The sequence below is a fragment of the Streptomyces sp. NPDC001822 genome (assembly GCF_042892135.1).
In the GTDB taxonomy this organism is placed as follows: Bacteria; Actinomycetota; Actinomycetes; order Streptomycetales; family Streptomycetaceae; genus Streptomyces.
On sequence record NZ_JBIATW010000008.1, the window covers coordinates 195,610 to 210,797 of the forward strand.

General features: G+C 71.8%; 13 protein-coding genes and 1 tRNA gene. 8 read left to right on the plus strand and 6 right to left on the minus strand.

The genetic code is table 11. The annotated features are described in order from the left end of the window. Window positions 1-45 precede the first annotated feature (45 nt). From ACFYY2_RS20375 to ACFYY2_RS20400, 6 genes are all read left to right on the plus strand, one after another. Complete coding sequence (locus ACFYY2_RS20375; protein ID WP_388744780.1) at window positions 46-1,176, plus strand: ROK family protein; 1,131 nt, start codon at window positions 46-48, stop codon at window positions 1,174-1,176. A 237-nt stretch (window positions 1,177-1,413) separates the two neighbouring features. After that, window positions 1,414-2,283 (plus strand): hypothetical protein, encoded by an 870-nt coding sequence (locus ACFYY2_RS20380; protein WP_388744782.1) that lies wholly within the window; start codon window positions 1,414-1,416, stop codon window positions 2,281-2,283. A gap of 142 nt (window positions 2,284-2,425) precedes the next feature. Next, on the plus strand, window positions 2,426-3,220 hold the full coding sequence (locus ACFYY2_RS20385) for an HAD-IIA family hydrolase (protein ID WP_103514844.1): 795 nt from the start codon (window positions 2,426-2,428) through the stop codon (window positions 3,218-3,220). A gap of 66 nt (window positions 3,221-3,286) precedes the next feature. Beyond that, window positions 3,287-3,847 carry a hypothetical protein gene (locus ACFYY2_RS20390; RefSeq protein ID WP_388744785.1) on the plus strand — a complete coding sequence of 187 codons (561 nt, stop codon included), beginning with the start codon at window positions 3,287-3,289 and terminating at the stop codon, window positions 3,845-3,847. Between the two features lies 1 nt (window position 3,848). Continuing rightward, window positions 3,849-4,523, plus strand: a complete 675-nt coding sequence (locus ACFYY2_RS20395; RefSeq protein ID WP_388744788.1) for a class F sortase — start codon at window positions 3,849-3,851, stop codon at window positions 4,521-4,523. Between the two features lie 294 nt (window positions 4,524-4,817). Next, the gene (locus ACFYY2_RS20400) at window positions 4,818-5,834 is read left to right on the plus strand and encodes a glycoside hydrolase family 6 protein (RefSeq protein ID WP_388744791.1); all 1,017 of its coding nucleotides are present in this window, start codon (window positions 4,818-4,820) and stop codon (window positions 5,832-5,834) included. 200 nt (window positions 5,835-6,034) lie between these two features. On the opposite strand, the gene ACFYY2_RS20405 is transcribed toward ACFYY2_RS20400, so the two are convergent. The 3 genes from ACFYY2_RS20405 to ACFYY2_RS20415 are packed head-to-tail and all read right to left on the minus strand — an operon-like array spanning window position 6,035 to window position 8,477. After that, window positions 6,035-6,820 carry an ABC transporter permease gene (locus tag ACFYY2_RS20405; RefSeq protein ID WP_388744794.1) on the minus strand — a complete coding sequence of 262 codons (786 nt, stop codon included), beginning with the start codon at window positions 6,818-6,820 and terminating at the stop codon, window positions 6,035-6,037. Continuing rightward, a complete protein-coding gene (locus ACFYY2_RS20410) occupies window positions 6,817-7,794 on the minus strand; it encodes an ATP-binding cassette domain-containing protein (protein ID WP_388744797.1) in 978 nt (325 codons plus the stop codon). Before ACFYY2_RS20410 ends, ACFYY2_RS20405 begins: the two co-directional genes overlap by 4 nt. Before the next feature lie 14 nt (window positions 7,795-7,808). Next, on the minus strand, window positions 7,809-8,477 hold the full coding sequence (locus ACFYY2_RS20415; RefSeq protein ID WP_388744800.1) for a DUF4097 family beta strand repeat-containing protein: 669 nt from the start codon (window positions 8,475-8,477) through the stop codon (window positions 7,809-7,811). Window positions 8,478-8,707: 230 nt separating this feature from the next. On the opposite strand from ACFYY2_RS20415, the gene ACFYY2_RS20420 reads away from it, so the two are divergent. Next, complete coding sequence (locus ACFYY2_RS20420; protein ID WP_388744803.1) at window positions 8,708-9,457, plus strand: helix-turn-helix domain-containing protein; 750 nt, start codon at window positions 8,708-8,710, stop codon at window positions 9,455-9,457. Between the two features lie 7 nt (window positions 9,458-9,464). Here ACFYY2_RS20420 and ACFYY2_RS20425 read toward each other — a convergent pair whose 3' ends face one another. From ACFYY2_RS20425 to ACFYY2_RS20435, 3 genes are all read right to left on the minus strand, one after another. Then, the gene (locus ACFYY2_RS20425; protein ID WP_388744806.1) at window positions 9,465-11,399 is read right to left on the minus strand and encodes a galactose oxidase-like domain-containing protein; all 1,935 of its coding nucleotides are present in this window, start codon (window positions 11,397-11,399) and stop codon (window positions 9,465-9,467) included. Further along, window positions 11,396-13,309 (minus strand): glycosyltransferase family 2 protein, encoded by a 1,914-nt coding sequence (locus ACFYY2_RS20430; protein WP_388744809.1) that lies wholly within the window; start codon window positions 13,307-13,309, stop codon window positions 11,396-11,398. The genes ACFYY2_RS20425 and ACFYY2_RS20430 overlap by 4 nt, the downstream gene beginning before the upstream one ends. 319 nt (window positions 13,310-13,628) lie before the next feature. After that, window positions 13,629-13,702 (minus strand) — tRNA-Lys (locus ACFYY2_RS20435). A gap of 170 nt (window positions 13,703-13,872) precedes the next feature. On the opposite strand from ACFYY2_RS20435, the gene ACFYY2_RS20440 reads away from it, so the two are divergent. Continuing rightward, a complete protein-coding gene (locus ACFYY2_RS20440) occupies window positions 13,873-15,147 on the plus strand; it encodes a peptidoglycan-binding protein (RefSeq protein ID WP_388744811.1) in 1,275 nt (424 codons plus the stop codon). Window positions 15,148-15,188 lie beyond the last annotated feature (41 nt).

The following is a 15,188-nucleotide window of genomic DNA, read 5'->3' on the forward strand; positions in this document are numbered from 1 at the left end:
AAGCAACGCTGTTGCCAAAGTGCAAGCGATAGGCACAATGGTGCGGTGAACAGGAGCAGCAGCAGGAGCGGCGGGGCGAATCTTCCGGCCCTGCGCCACCACAACGCCTCGCTCGTGCTCGACCTGCTGCGCACGGCCGGTGAGCAGGGCATCAGCAGGCTGGAGCTCGCCGAGCGCACCGGACTCACCCCGCAGGCCGTCAGCAAGATCACCGCCAGACTGCGGACCGAGGGCCTCGCCGCGGAAGCCGGCCGACTCGCCTCCACCGGCGGCAAGCCCCGCACCGTGCTGCGGCTCGTCCCCGACGCCGGATACGCGGTCGGCCTGCACCTGGACCGCGACGAACTCACCGCCGTCCTGGCCGACCTCGCCGGCACGACGGTCGCCACCCGCACCTTCCCGCTCGACCTCGGAGCCCCCGCCCCCGAGGTCCTGGCGACGGCGGCCCACGCGGTGCAGACGGTACGTGCGGACGTCCCCCGGACCGAGGACCGCCGCGTCGTCGGCGTGGGCGCGGCGCTCCCCGGCCCGCTGGACCACCGCGAGGGCGTGCTGCACCGGGTCACGGGCTTCCCCCGGTGGGACGGGTACCCGCTGCGCGACGCCCTCGCCGCGCACACGGGACTGCCCGTCGTCGTCGACAAGGACACCAACGCCGCCGCCCTCGGCCTCGCCCTGCGCGAACCGGCCGACGCCGACTTCGCCTATCTCCACCTGGGCACCGGCCTCGGCGCCGGACTCGTCCTCGGCGGGACCGTGCACCGCGGAGCGCGCACCGGCGCCGGCGAGTTCGGCCACCAGACCCTGCAGCTGGACGGGCCGCCGTGCGACTGCGGCGGGCGCGGCTGCATCGAGGCCCTCTGCCTCGCCGCCGCCGCCCGCGGGGACATCGCCGAAGCGGCCAGGGTCCTCGGCGCGGGAGCCGCCAACCTCGTCGGGCTCCTCGACATCGACCGGGTCGTCCTCGGCGGCCGTACGGTCGCCGAGGACGAGGACGCCTATGTGAACGGGGTCCGCGCGGTCATCGAGGAGCGCGCCCGGCGCGAGGGCACGGGCACCGCCGTGCCCGTCACCGTGGCGGGCGGCGGCGACCGGCCGGTCGCCGAGGGAGCCGCGCACCTGGTCCTCGCCCCGCTCTTCGGCCGTGCCGGGGAGGACGGCGGCGCGATCGCCTGACCCCGCGCGGGGTGGCGAGACGGCGCCCCGCGGTCTGCCCCGCACGGCCGGTCGGGCGGACTTCGACGCCCGAACGGGCGGTGTACGCCGTCCGCGGGTGGCTCCCCCCGCGGGTGCGTGGCAGCGTCGGGCACTGACACGCGGGCCCCGGCCCCGGCGTCCGGCCGCGCACGGCAGCGCCGCCACGGCCGGCGGCCCCGCCCCCGACCGTTCGCGAGAAGCAAAGGGTGACCCCCTATGCCCACCAGACCACCCGCACGACTGCGCGACGGCCGCGCCCTCACCCGGCTCGGACTGGCCGCCGGCCTCGTCGTCCCGGCCGGTCTCCTCGGTGTTCCGGCCGCCATCGCCATCCCGGTCACGGCCCCCGCCACGGCCGGTGCCGTGGTCGCGGGCCCGGAGCTGCCCGGCTGCGGCGACCCGGCCGCCGAGGACTTCCCCATCGAGACCCGCATCCACGGCGGGCCCGACACCTACGCCTCCGGCGGCGGCTACGGCACCTGGTACCTCGACCTGACGAACACCACGGCCCGGGCCTGCCACTCCATCCACCCGGTCCTGGTGCTCACCGACGAGGACCGGAGGCTGACGGCCGAACAGATCCAGCTGGAGTTCACCGAGCGCGCCCACCCCGACGAGGAACACCGGGTGAGCTGGGAGTCCACCGAACGCGACGAGCAGATCGGCGTCTTCGGCGGCGGGGAGCAGGACGACGACTTCCCCGGCTTCACCGTCCCGGCGAGGAAGACGGTCACCGTCGAGGTGCGGATGGCCTTCACCTCCGACACCCTGCCGGGCGAGGTCACGGCCCGCGCGGCCATCGTCCAGCGGCGCACCGCCCAGGACGACCCGGGAGCCGACGGCGAGACGGCCGACGGGGAGTGGGTGGGGGAGTCGGCGGCGTACACCTTCGCCATCGTCGACAGCGGCACAGAGGCGCCCGCGGACACCCAGGGCATGCGCGACGCGACGGGCGAGGACCGGCCCGAACTCGCCCGCACCGGACGGACGCGGGCGCTCCCGGCAGGTCTCGCCGCCGGGGCGCTCGTCCTCGCGGGAGGCGCCGCCATGGTCCTCGCGCGACGGCTCCGGTCGGCGCACCGGTGATCCGTACCGGAGGTTCCCCCTGATCAAACGGTTCCTTCCGGCGGAGCGGGCGGCCTAAAATCGGGGCGTCGGCGCTGCACAGCGCGGTGCCGCCGGCGTCCAGCACCCCGAGCGCACAGCGCCTACGGCAGGAGCCCGTCACATGGCAGAGCGCAAGCCGATCGAATCCTGGCTGACCGACATGGACGGTGTCCTCATCCACGAGGGCACGCCGATCCCCGGGGCCGACGCCTTCATCAAGCGGCTGCGGGATTCCGGTCTGCCGTTCCTCGTCCTCACGAACAACTCCATCTACACCGCCCGCGACCTGCACGCCCGCCTCAAGCGCATGGGCCTGGACGTGCCCGTGGAGAACATCTGGACCTCCGCCCTGGCGACCGCCCAGTTCCTGGACGACCAGCGGCCGCGCGGCACGGCGTACGTCATCGGCGAGGCCGGGCTCACCACCGCGCTGCACGACATCGGCTACGTCCTCACCGACCACGAACCCGACTACGTCGTCCTCGGCGAGACCCGCACCTACAGCTTCGAGGCGCTCACCAAGGCCATCCGGCTGATCAACGGCGGCGCCCGCTTCATCTGCACCAACCCGGACGAGACCGGCCCGTCCGCCGAGGGCCCGCTGCCCGCGACCGGCTCGGTCGCCGCCCTGATCACCAAGGCCACGGGCAAGGCACCGTACTTCGCCGGCAAGCCCAACCCGCTGATGATGCGCACCGGCCTCAACGCCATCGGCGCGCACTCCGAGACCTCGGCCATGATCGGCGACCGGATGGACACCGACGTGCTCGCCGGGCTGGAGGCCGGGATGCAGACCTTCCTGGTCCTCACCGGGCTCACCACCGAGGCGGACATGGACCGCTACCCCTTCCGGCCGTCCACGGTCGTCGACTCGATCGCCGACCTGGTCGACCTGGTGGACCTCCCGCTGCCGTAACCCGACCGGCCGACTGCGGATGCGGGATGCCGCCCCACGCGTGAACCTTCCCTCAGGAGGTTTACGATGCGTTCACTGCCCATCACATTCTGTGCCGCCGTCGCGGCCGCGACGATAGCCCTTCCCGCGTCCACCGCCCTGGCGGAGTCGAAGGCCGACGACTCCAGGGACGAGAAGCGCTCCGGGACGGTCTCCGTCGACCCGTCCCGCGTCTCCCCGGGCGGGGAGGTGGAGCTCTGGGTCGACGTCTGCGGCAAGGGCAGGTCGGCCCGGGGCAACTCCGAGGCGTTCGCCTCCGAGGCGCACTTCGCCCCGGCCGGCGGGAAGGGCCTCTCCGCGACGGCCCGGATCCGCCGCGACGCGGCGCCCGACGACTACGAGATCTGGGTGACCTGCAAGGACGGTCACGGCAGGGCGACCGGCACGGTCACCGTCGTGCACCACGGCCGCCCCTCGCCCGTCGCCCCGGTCCGGGCCGGCGGCGGAGGCACCGCCGCACTCGCCGAGAAGGCCGCGTCCGAGGGCCCCGGCACCCGGCACGCGGTGATCGGACTCGGACTCGGCGCCGTCGCCGCCGTGGCCGTCGCGTTCCGCAGCACGCGCCGCCGCCGTACGGCCCAGCACTGACATGACCGCCACGGAACGCCCCGCCGGAACCGGACGCCTGCTCACCGGTGTCGCGTGGGCCGTACTCCTGCTGGGACTGTGGCTGTGGGGCCGCGCGGCCACCGCCGGGAACTCGGCCCCCACGACCGGTGACGTCGCCGCGGTCGGACGCCCCCTGGGCGTCCCGCTGCCCCCCGCCCACGACCCCCTCGACGGGGCCGCGCCGCAACGGGTCGAGATCCCCTCCCTCGGGATCGACGCGGGCATCGTACGGCGCGGGCTGGACGGCGAGGGGGCGATCGAGCCACCGCCGTTCGCCAAGCCGAAGGACGTCGGCTGGTACGCCGACGGCACCGAACCCGGGACCGAGGGCGCCGCGATCTTCGTGGGCCACGTGGACACCGAGACGAAGCCCGCCGTCTTCTACGGACTCAGCGCGGCCCGTCCCGGCGAGAAGGTCCGGGTGAGCCGGTCCGACGGCAAGGTCGCCGAGTTCACCATCGACGACGTCCAGGTCTTCACCCGGGAACGCTTCGACGCGCAGAAGGCGTACGGGCCCCGTGAGGACGGCCGGGCCGAGCTCCGCCTGATCACCTGCGGCGGGACGTACGACCGCGAGGCCCACGCGTACACGGCCAACGTCGTCGTCTCCGCCTACCTGACGGACGAGAGGACCGGCGCGAAGAGCCGCGTCTGAGGACCCCGGTGCCGGGTGTCCGGAGACGACCCGGCCCGGCCGGTGCCCGCTCCCCCTGGAGCCGCCGGCCGGGCCGGTCCTCGACCACGACGTCCGGGCCGCGGGAGTGACCCGGACGCTGCGTGGGAGATCGGGAGGTTCGTGCCGGCTCGCCGACACGACACTCTAGGACGGCCGCCCCGCGCGGCCCAGTGATTTTCTGGCAGGTTGTCCGGATCCGGGCGGGAGCGTCCGGCGTCCGGACCGTTGTGCTTGGATGGCCGGACGGGGGCGCACCGGCACAAGGGGGAGTGGATGTACGGCAGTTGCACCCGGCTGCGGGCGAGCGCCGCAACCGGGATGGGGGCCCTCCTGCTGGTCGCCGGATGCTCCCCGCCCGACGACGACCGGTCGGCGGACACCCCGCCCGCCGCAGACCGGCAGGCCCGGGAGGAGACCCCGTACTGGGTCAACCCCGAAGGGAACGCCGCACGTCAGGCCGACGCCTACGCCGAGGACGGCGAGCGGGGTGACGCCGAACTGATCCGCAGGATCGCCGAGCGGCCCGTGGCCGAGTGGCTCCGCCCGGAGGACCCCCGGGGCGCGGCACAGGGCCTCACCGAGGCGGCCGAGCGGGCCGGCCGGGAGGCGGTCCTCGTCCTCTACAACATCCCGCACCGGGACTGCGGCCAGTACTCGCGGGGCGGGGCCGCCGACGGCGACGCGTACCGCGCTTGGCTGGACGGCGTCGCGCAGGGCATCGGCGACCGCCGGGCCACGGTGGTCCTGGAACCGGACGCCGTGCTGCACCTGGTCGACGGCTGCACCCCGCGGAAGCACCATGCGGAGCGCTACGGTCTGCTCAAGGGCGCGGTCGAACGCCTGAAGCGACAGCCCCGCACCACGGTGTACATCGACGCGGGCAACGCCGGATGGCAGGCGCCCGACGCCCTGTTCGAGCCGCTGCGGCGGGCCGGCATCGATGCGGCGGACGGGTTCGCGGTGAACGTCTCCAACTTCCGTACGACGGCCGAGAGCACGGAGTTCGGCAAGCGGCTGTCGGCGAAGGTCGGCGGCAAGCCGTTCGTGATCGACACCAGCCGCAACGGCAACGGGCCCTACGAGGGGGGCGATCCCGCGGAGTCCTGGTGCAACCCGCCCGGCCGCGCCCTCGGCGAGCCGCCGACGACGGAGACGGGCGACGCACTGGTGGACGCCTACCTGTGGATCAAGCGGCCCGGCGAGTCGGACGGCGAGTGCCGGGGCGGGCCGAAGGCGGGCGACTGGTGGCCCGAATACGCGCTGGGACTGGCCCGTGCCAGTAGAAAGTAGGCCCGCCGGCCGGGTGCCCCGTCGTGCGGGCCCTCGACCGGCAGGCCTGGTGGCTGTCCGGGAAGTGACGTGGTGCGCCGGGCGGTGGCCCGGTGGTGGGGCGGCCGCGAGGAGAGGCGGCGGCGCAGACCCGGGTGGTGCCGGTGTGCGCCGCCTTCGGGTGGACCGGTGCGGGGCGGTGGCCCGCGTGCTCATGGCGCCTACCTGGGGTCGCGGTCGAACTGTGCCTTCGACCAGCGGTAGCCCAGGACCGTGAGGCCCAGGCACCAGGCGACGGCGATCCACCCGTTGTCGCCGATCTCGGTGCCGAGGAGGAGTCCGCGCAGGGTCTCGATTGCGGGGGTGAAGGGCTGGTACTCCGCGATCGGCCGGAACCAGCCGGGCATGGAGTCCAGCGGGACGAAGGCGCTGGAGATGAGAGGCAGCAGGATCAGCGGCATCGCGCTGTTGCCGGCGGCCTCCGCGTTCGGGCTGGCCATGCCCATCCCCACCGCGATCCAGGTGAGGGCCAGGGCGAACAGGGCGAGGAGCCCGAAGGCCGCGAGCCACTCCAGGGCGGTGGCGTCGGTGGATCTGAAGCCGATGGCCACACCGACGGCACCGACGAGGACCACGCTGGCGAGCGACTGGAGGACGCTGCCGATGACGTGCCCGATGATCACGGAGCCCCGGTGGATGGCCATGGTGCGGAAGCGGGCCATGAGGCCCTCGGCCATGTCGGTGCAGACCGACACCGCGGCCCCGACGACGGTGGAGCCGATGGTCATCAGCAGCAGGCCCGGGACGATGTACGCGATGTAGGCGCCCCGCCCGCCGCCCCCGATGCCGGCGCTCATGGTGTCTCCGAAGACGTACACGAAGAGCAGGAGCAGCATGATCGGGGTGAGCAGCAGGTTCAGGGTGAGCGACGGGTAGCGCCGTGCGTGCAGCAGGTTGCGGCGCAGCATGGTGGCCGAGTCGCGGGCGGCGAGGGTGAGGCTGCTCATCGGGCTGTCTCCTTGGGCTGGTTGGGGTGGTCGGGGTTGGTCTGTGTGGGGAGGGTGGGGCTGGTGAGGGCGAAGAAGACGTCGTCGAGGTCGGGGGTGTGGACGGTGAGTTCGTCGGCGTGGATGTGGTGGGTGTCGAGGCGGTCGAGGATGGTGCGCAGGTCGTGCTGGCTGCCGTCGGAGGGGAGGGTGAGGGTGAGGGCTTCGTCGTCGTGGGTGGTGGGGGTGAGGGTGGTGGTGGCTGTGCGGTAGGCGGTGGGGTCGGTGAAGCGCAGTCGGACGTGGCCGCCGGGGATGAGGCGTTTGAGTTCGGCGGGGGTGCCTTGGGCGGCGATGGTGCCGTTGTGGAGTACGGCGATGCGGTCGGCGAGTTCGTCGGCTTCCTGGAGGTACTGGGTGGTGAGGAGGACGGTGACGCCGTCGGTGACGAGTTGTCGGATGATCTGCCACATGGTGTGGCGGCTGCGGGGGTCGAGGCCGGTGGTGGGTTCGTCGAGGAAGATGACGCGGGGGCTGCCGACGAGGGTCATGGCGATGTCGAGGCGTCGTTTCATGCCGCCGGAGTAGGTGGAGGCGGGTTTCTTCGCGGCGTCGGTGAGGTCGAAGCGTTCGAGGAGTTCGGCGGTGGTGCGGCGTCCCTCGGCCTTGGGCAGGTGGTGCAGGTCTGCCATGAGGAGCATGTTCTCCTCGCCGGTGATGAGTCCGTCGACGGCGGAGAACTGACCGGTCACCCCGATTGCCGCACGCACCGCCTGCGGGTCGGAGGCCAGGTCGTGGCCCGCGACGCGCAGTTCGCCGGCGTCGGCGGTGACGAGGGTGGAGAGGATCTTGACGGCGGTGGTCTTGCCGGCCCCGTTCGGACCGAGGAGGGCGAAGACGGTGCCCTCGGGTACCGCCAGGTCGATGCCGTCCAGGACGGTCCTGTCGCCGTACGACTTGTGCAACCCGTGTGCGGTGATGGCCATGTTCGTCATGGGGAGAGCTCCTTCTAGAGGCTGCGGGCGGTGATGTCGCCGTAAGAGGTGGTCGCGTGGATGGTGAGGTCGGGAGTGCCGTCGGTGTTCCTGAGCGCGTTGTCGATCCGGCCGTAGGCGGTGCCGGCGTCCAGAGAGGCGGAGATCCCGCGGGCGGCGCCGGCCGTGATGTCGCCCTTGTCGGTGCGCAGGGTGACGGTGCCGTGCAGCGCTTCGGTGACGGTGATGTCGCCCTTGCTGGTGCTGATCTCGGCCGGGCCGCCGAGGCGCCCGACCGTGATGTCGCCGGCGAGGACGGTGAGGCGGGCGGTCGCGGCCTCGTCGAGCTTGACGGTGGCCTGCGCGCTGTCGAACGTGACGTCGCCGAGCCTTCCGACGCCCCGGAGTTCGGCGTCGGCGGCCTTCGCCTCGACGTGCGAGCCGACGGGCAGCCGGACCGTCACCTCGACGTATCCGGAAGTGCCGAGGACGCGGTTCTTCGCGGTCGAGGCGTCGATCCGCAGGACTCCGTCGGCGTGGACGACCTCGGTCTGCTCGGCCGCCTTCACGTCGCGGCTCTTCGAGGCGTCCGCCGGGAGGACCTCGACGACGGTGTCGGCGCGGTCGGCGGCGATGAACCGGATGCGTCCCGCGGGGACGTCGACGACGACCGAGACCGGGGCGGGGGTGTCGAACTTCTGCATGGTGTGCTCCTCGGGCTGCGTGCTCCGTGTTTCTGATAGGTGAAACGCTACGTTGCGTTCGCAGTCCCGGCAATGACGTTGTCGCACAACGAGCCCGTAATGGCAGGTCGTTGCGGCTATTTTGTTGCAATGGCGCTGCAGGCTAATGCAACGCGCGGGCCATGTTCGTTGCAATGGCATGAAGGTGAACGCTATAGTCGGGGCCTCACGGACCACGAAGGAGACCCCCGATGCCGGGAGGCAGGCTCACCCAGCAGGAACGCCGGCAGATCGCGCTGGGACTGGCGGACGACCTCCCCTACGCGGAGATCGCCCGGGGCCTCGACCGCCCCACCTCGACGATCACGCGCGAGGTCATGCGCAACGGAGGACCGGCCGCCTACCGCGCCGACGCCGCCCACCGCGCCACCGAACACCGCTCGCAGCGGCGCAAACAGGCCGCGCACCGGGACCCGGCGGCGACACCCGTGGCCCCGGGGCGGGACGCCGAGGAGGTGCGTGCGTTCGAGGAGTCGTACACCACCGTCCTCATACAGTCGGGCGTGCCGAAGATGATGGCCCGGGTGCTGGCCGCCCTCACCATCACCGACTCCGGCACCCTCACGGCGTCGGAACTCGTCGAACGCCTGCAGGTCAGCCCGGCATCCGTCTCCAAGGCGATAGCGTTCCTCGACAGCCAGGGCCTCGTCCGCCGGGAGCGCGACGAACGCCGCCGGGAGCGCTACAGCGTCGACAACGACGTCTGGTTCCAGTCGATGATGGCCAGCGCCCGCGCGACCCAGCAGCTCATCGCGACCGCGCGCCAGGGCGTGGGGGTCCTCGGTCCCGACACGGAGGCCGGTACCCGCCTCGAAAACGTGGCCCGCTTCATGGACTTCGTGTCCGAGAGCATCACGCGCGCCGCCGAGCAGGCCCGCGACGTGCTCTTCACGAAACCGCCCTCCGGGAGCCACGCCGAGCCGGGGCCGGACCGCGCCTAGCGGGGTGTCAGGGGACCTCGACCCACATGCCCTCCGACGGCGTGCCGTCGGCGTCGGTGACGAAGAGCATGTACCAGCCGGAAGGGACCAGCGCCCGGTTGCCGGGGACCGTCACGGTGATGCTGTCGCCGGACTTCTCCAGGCCCAGCGCGATCGACCGCTGGTCCGTGTCCGTGACGTGCGTGACGGCCCCGGGGCGCATCAGCTTCGCCGAGGTGATCGACGAGGCGTGACGCGTCGTGAACAGCCCCTTGCCGCCCCGGTCGATGCGCGCGGGCCCCGCCGTCAGCTCCGGCCGGCCGTCCCGGTAGAGGTACGGCGGCGTGTAGATCTCGATGCGCTGCTCGAAGGTGCCCGGCCGCGTGCCGGCCCGGTCCGCGTACAGCGGGTCGGAGCCGAAGATCATGACCCGGCCGTCCGGCAGCAGCACGGACCCCGAGTGGTAGTTGCGGCCCACCGCCGGGTCCGCGACACGCCGGTAGGAGTCCGACCGTGCGTCGTACAGCCTGGCCTGCAGGACGTCCGAACCACCGCGCCCGCGGTAGTCGTTGGAGCCGCCGGTGACCAGCAGCGAATCGTCGGGGAGCAGGGAGGCGCTGGGGTAGCGGGTGCCCTCACCGAGCGGGGCGCCGTCCCTGAAGCGCGGGTGTTCCTCCGTCAGGTCGACCAGCCGTGACTTCTCGCTGGACCGCCGTGACTCACCGACGCCGCCGCCGCCGATCACCAGGTACCTCTCGTCCTGCGCGGGAGCCAGCCGCACGGTCGCCGAGGTCTCCATCCGGTCCGGGTCGCCGAGCCCCGGGATCTTCTCGAAGGTGTTGGACTCCAGGTCCCACACCCCCGGATCGCGGCCCACGTCGGCGGGGCCGTAGCCGGCGTTCGACCCGGAGTAGAAGAGCTTTCCGTTGCTCATGAGGAAGACCGCGGGGTAGGTGGGGAACCTCCGGACCACGCCCGTGTACGCCCACTTCCCTGTCTCCGGGTCGTAGACCTCGTCCTTGCCCGGCACGATCTGGCCGATCTCGTCCAGACCGGAGAGGGAGAGGACCCTGCCGTCCGCCAGGGTCGTGAGCGTCGGGTACCAGCGGGCCTCCTTCATGGGGTCGACGGCGATGTACCTCTCGGCGACCGGGTCGAACTCGAAGGCCTCCCTGATGCCCTGGAAGTCCTTCTTGTCGAGGGCCAGCTTCTGCGCGATCCCGTACACGTTGCGTGCGTCGGAGCCGGAGAGCCCGGAGATCCGGTAGTTGTCCTCGGCGCCCGTGCCGTACTGCGTGCCGGACTTCCGGGCCTCGACGTAGATCCTGCCGAGACCGGGTTCGGTGCGGACGAAGGCGCCGGTCCGCTTGTCGAAGACCTTTCTGGCCCTCTCCACCAGCACCGGGTCCTTGGACACGAAGGTCCTGCCGTTGCCCCTGCCGGTGAAGCGGGTGCCCGCGGGCACCGTGACCGGCTTGTCCGGGTCCTCGTTGTGGACGATCATCAGGCCTCCGGCCTTGGTGACGTCGCCCTCCAGCTTCTCGTACCGCTTCGTGCCGCCGGCTATGAGCAGCTTCCCGTCCGGCAGCTGGGTGTGGCCCGCGCAGAACATGTCCTTCGGCGTCGGGATGTCCTTGAAGGTGTTCCCCTCCGGGTCCCACAGCACCGAACGGAAGGACTTCGCGTCGAAGTTCTTCCGGTTGTTGCCGGAGCCGGCGACGAGGAGCACCTTGCCGGTGTGCAGCAGTGCCGCGTGGATCGTGTTGACGCGGTACTCGGCGGGGACGTCCAGGAAGTCCCAGTGGCCGTTCGCCGCCTTGTAGTCCGGCCTGTCGACCGCGTAGGCGCGGTAGCGCTCGGTGCCGAAGCGGTGCAGCCACGGGCCGTTCGTCGCGGCGAGCGCGAGGACCACCGCCGATCCGATCGCCAGGCGGCGGGTGCGGCGGTTCGGGCGGTACTTCATCGGTGACGTCCCCCAAGGGCGATCTGCGTGGTCCGGTCGTCGTCCGCAGCCGGCGGCTGCCCGGACGGCATGGGTCCGGAGGGCGGTGCGGGCGGCCCGCTCCGTCGCCTTCTCCGCTCCGCGCGGACCGTGTGCCGCCAGCCGGCGATCGGAGCGGCGGTGATCAGCAGGGCCAGGCAGGCCCAGGTGAGCATCGCCGGGTGGCTGTGCCCGAGGACGAAGGAGGCGGCGATCGAACCGCCGAAGACCGCGAGGAAGAACAGGTGGATGCGGAAGGTGCCGAAGAGGGTGTCCGGGCTGGAGGAGTCGCCCTTCGGCGTCACCACGAACGAACTCCCGCGCCGCAGCACCGCGTCCATCAGGGAACGGGCGTAGACCGGGGCGGAGAGGGCGGACATCAGCATGCCGGCCAGGCCGCCGGAGCCCTCGGGTTCGTGCGGCGAGACGTTGTGGCGGCGGTTCCAGACGTAGAGCCCGATCTGGAGGGCCGACGCGTTGCCGTACAGCATCATCCAGATCACCGGGTCGATCTGCACGCCCGAGGCACCCATACCGAGGAAGAGGGCGCAGCTCACGGCGGCGAGGATCCAGTTCAGGGCCGACATCGGATAGAAGATGATCATCATCGTGTAGTTGAAGAGCTTGCCCGCCGGCAGTGAGAACCAGCCCTTCCAGTACTGCTTGAGGATCGTCTCGTAGGTACCCCGGGACCAGCGCAGCTGCTGGGTGAAGAAGTCCGTCCACGCCGTCGGCCCCTCGCCGACGGCCAGGACGTCGGGGGTGTAGACCGAGCGCCACTTCCTGCCGGTCAGGGGGTTGCGGTGGCGGTGGATCTCGAAGCCCGTGGCCATGTCCTCGGTGATCGAGTCGTAGAGGCCGCCGATCTGCCTGAGGGCACTGATCCGGACCGCGTTGCTCGTGCCGACGAACATGGGGGCGCCGTAGCGGTTCCCGGCTCGCTGGATCAGGGCGTGGAAGAGGAACTGCTGCGACTCGGCGGCCTTCGTGACGAACGTGTCGTAGTTGCCGTAGACCTGCGGGCCTATGACGAAGCCGATGTCCGGGTCGCGGAAGTAACCGAGCATCCGCTCCAGGTAGTTGGGCAGCGGCACGTGGTCGGTGTCCACCGAGGCGAAGAAGTCGTAGGCGTCGCCGTGGGCGTCGAGCCAGGCGTTGTAGTTGCCGTGCTTCGTCTTCGCGCGGTGCGGGCCCGCGGCCTGGTTCCAGCGCGCCACTCCCTTGCGGGAGAAGTGGCGCACCCCGAGCCGGGCGCAGACCTCCTTGACCGCCGGGTCGTCGCCCTCGTCCAGCAGCCAGACGTCCATCGGTCCGCGGTGCCGGATCAGGACGGCCGCTTCGAGCGTCCTCGTCACCATCTCCAGGGGCTCCTTGCCCGGGACGAAGGACGTCAGGAAGGCGACCCGCGTGCCGCTCTCGGGCACCACCGGGACCGGGTCGCGGGCCACGAGGGTCGCGTGTGCGTTCGACAGGACGTTCATCGTGCGGAAGAGCTCGATGAGGCCGATCGACACCAGCATCACGACGTCGAGGACGAGCAGGGTGTCGTCACGGAGGTTCGGGTCGCGCTTCGTCCAGTGCTCGGGCTGCATGAGCCAGACGAAGAGGCCGAGCGAGACGAGCGGGGCGGCGCCGAGCAGCAGGGCCGCGCGTATCCGGTGGGTCTCCTGCGAGAGGAGCGAGCGGTAACGCACCGTGTACGGAAGGTCGGCCTCCGGCTCGGTCAGAGGCCCGGCGAGCCGGCTGTAGTGCTCGTAGTCGTAGCGCGGCAGCGGCTTCTGCCGCTGTCCCCGCCCTCCGGGGCGCGGCTGCGGAGGCACGCGCAGCCGGATGGTCGCGGAAGGGTCGTGGTGGTCGCGGTGCTGCCGGTCGCCTGACGGCGTCGACGTCATGGTCATCCCCCTGCGCGCAGGATTCCTGCGCGATTCGTGCCTGTTCGTACACGAGCGGGGTCCTCGTCCCGCGAGAAGACCGCCCCTCGATCACCCGTCCGGGATTCGCGGCCCCCCTGACGGCACCCGGTCAGGCTGTCCGAGAGCGAAGCGTGAAGGCAAGGAGGAAAAGGGCTGTTTGCCAGCCATACATACGATTTGCGGATTAGCGCCAGGGGGGCGCACGGGGGTGGCCCAAGGCGCCCCGGGGGCGCTTCCGCGCCGGGGTCGAACACGAGCAAGGCCCCTTCACTCGGAGTGAAGGGGCCTTGCTGTTGCGTGCGCCGTCAGGGACTCGAACCCCGGACCCGCTGATTAAGAGTCAGCTGCTCTAACCAACTGAGCTAACGGCGCCTGCTGACCTGGAGAACTTTACCCGATGAGCGGGGGTGCTCCTGACCAAATCCCGTCCGCCCGGCCTGTCGCATGGTCGTTTTGTCCCTTTAGTCCGTCAACATGAGTTATGCCGGGAAAGTTGAGTCGCGGAAGTTCTGGACGGCTGCCGAGGGAAGAGGAGTGGGCGCATGACTGTGCCGGTCTTCGAGGAGTACGAACCCGCCGCCGACTGCGGATGCGCAGGATGCGCGCAGGGACGGCGTGAGGCCGTCGCGCTGCCCGTGCGCCACGGGGGCCACCCCGCGGCGCACGGTGTGCGGCGAGCGCTGGTGCTCGTCACCGCGGCGGGCATGGTCCTGTCCTGCGGGGCGGACGGGGCGGCAGCGGCCGCCGCCGGACGGGACACCCGGGCCGGCACGCCGGCCGACCCGCAGCCGGTCACCCCGCAGGGATCGGTGGGGCCCCTGAACAGCGGCGGGACCCCGGGACCGCCGTCCACCCCCGGCACGGCCCAGCGCACGACGACCCGCGCCGACATCATCAACCGGGCCAAGAAGTGGGTGACCGCGAAGGTCCCGTACGACATGGCGGCGTACTGGTCGGACGGGTACCGGCAGGACTGCTCCGGATTCGTGTCGATGGTCTGGAACCTCGGCAGCAACGAATGGACCGGCAGCCTCGCCACCTTCGGCACGAAGATCGCCCGGGCCGATCTGCAGCCCGGCGACATCCTCCTCTTCCACAACCTGGCGGACCCCGCGGTCGGCTCCCACGTCACGGTCTTCGGCGGCTGGAGCGACCACACGCACAGCCACTACCTCGCCTACGAGCTGACGCGCCCGAACGCGCGGAAGGCGACGACGCCGATGGCGTACTGGAGCAACTCCTCCAAGTACGTCGCCTACCGCTACAAGGGCGTCGTCGGCGCCGGGTCGGCGACCGCGTTCCCCGGGGCGGAGAAGTTCGGCCCGGGCGCCGACAACGCCCACGTGACCCGGCTCGGCACCCTGCTCATCGCCCAGGGCGGCAAGCGCTTCTACACGCAGGGCGCGGGACCGCGCTGGAGCGACGCGGACAAGCGGGCGACGCAGGCGTTCCAGCTGGCGCAGGGGTGGAAGGGCAAGGAGGCCGACGGACTCCCCGGCCCGCACACCTGGCGGCTGCTGGTCGCCGGAACGGGCAAGCGGATCCCCGCCGCCGGAGCCGGCGGCAGCCCCAGCGGGACCGAGGCGTACCCCGGCCGGAGCTTCTTCGCCCCCGGCCGGTCCAGCGCCCACGTCCAGAAGCTCGGCACACGCCTGGTGGAGAAGGGATACGGCAAGCACTACGCGACGGGCCCCGGGCCGGACTGGACGGAGGCGGACCGCCGCAACGTCGAGGCCTTCCAGCGGGCCCAGGGCTGGAGCGGCGGCGCGGCGGACGGTTACCCGGGGCCGGAGACATGGCGCCGGCTCTTCGCGTGACGGCTCAGGTGACGGAACGGACATGACGGAGGCGGGAATGC

What these genes read in the sequence shown, in the direction of transcription:
- ACFYY2_RS20380 (WP_388744782.1), top strand. Translation starts at nt 1,414, where the DNA reads ATGCCCACCAGACCACCCGCACGACTGCGCGACGGCCGCGCCCTCACC.
- ACFYY2_RS20385 (WP_103514844.1), top strand. Translation starts at nt 2,426, where the DNA reads ATGGCAGAGCGCAAGCCGATCGAATCCTGGCTGACCGACATGGACGGT.
- ACFYY2_RS20390 (WP_388744785.1), top strand. Translation starts at nt 3,287, where the DNA reads ATGCGTTCACTGCCCATCACATTCTGTGCCGCCGTCGCGGCCGCGACG.
- ACFYY2_RS20395 (WP_388744788.1), top strand. Translation starts at nt 3,849, where the DNA reads ATGACCGCCACGGAACGCCCCGCCGGAACCGGACGCCTGCTCACCGGT.
- ACFYY2_RS20400 (WP_388744791.1), top strand. Translation starts at nt 4,818, where the DNA reads ATGTACGGCAGTTGCACCCGGCTGCGGGCGAGCGCCGCAACCGGGATG.
- ACFYY2_RS20405 (WP_388744794.1), bottom strand. Translation starts at nt 6,820, where the DNA reads ATGAGCAGCCTCACCCTCGCCGCCCGCGACTCGGCCACCATGCTGCGC.
- ACFYY2_RS20410 (WP_388744797.1), bottom strand. Translation starts at nt 7,794, where the DNA reads ATGACGAACATGGCCATCACCGCACACGGGTTGCACAAGTCGTACGGC.
- ACFYY2_RS20415 (WP_388744800.1), bottom strand. Translation starts at nt 8,477, where the DNA reads ATGCAGAAGTTCGACACCCCCGCCCCGGTCTCGGTCGTCGTCGACGTC.
- ACFYY2_RS20420 (WP_388744803.1), top strand. Translation starts at nt 8,708, where the DNA reads ATGCCGGGAGGCAGGCTCACCCAGCAGGAACGCCGGCAGATCGCGCTG.
- ACFYY2_RS20425 (WP_388744806.1), bottom strand. Translation starts at nt 11,399, where the DNA reads ATGAAGTACCGCCCGAACCGCCGCACCCGCCGCCTGGCGATCGGATCG.
- ACFYY2_RS20430 (WP_388744809.1), bottom strand. Translation starts at nt 13,309, where the DNA reads ATGACGTCGACGCCGTCAGGCGACCGGCAGCACCGCGACCACCACGAC.
- ACFYY2_RS20440 (WP_388744811.1), top strand. Translation starts at nt 13,873, where the DNA reads ATGACTGTGCCGGTCTTCGAGGAGTACGAACCCGCCGCCGACTGCGGA.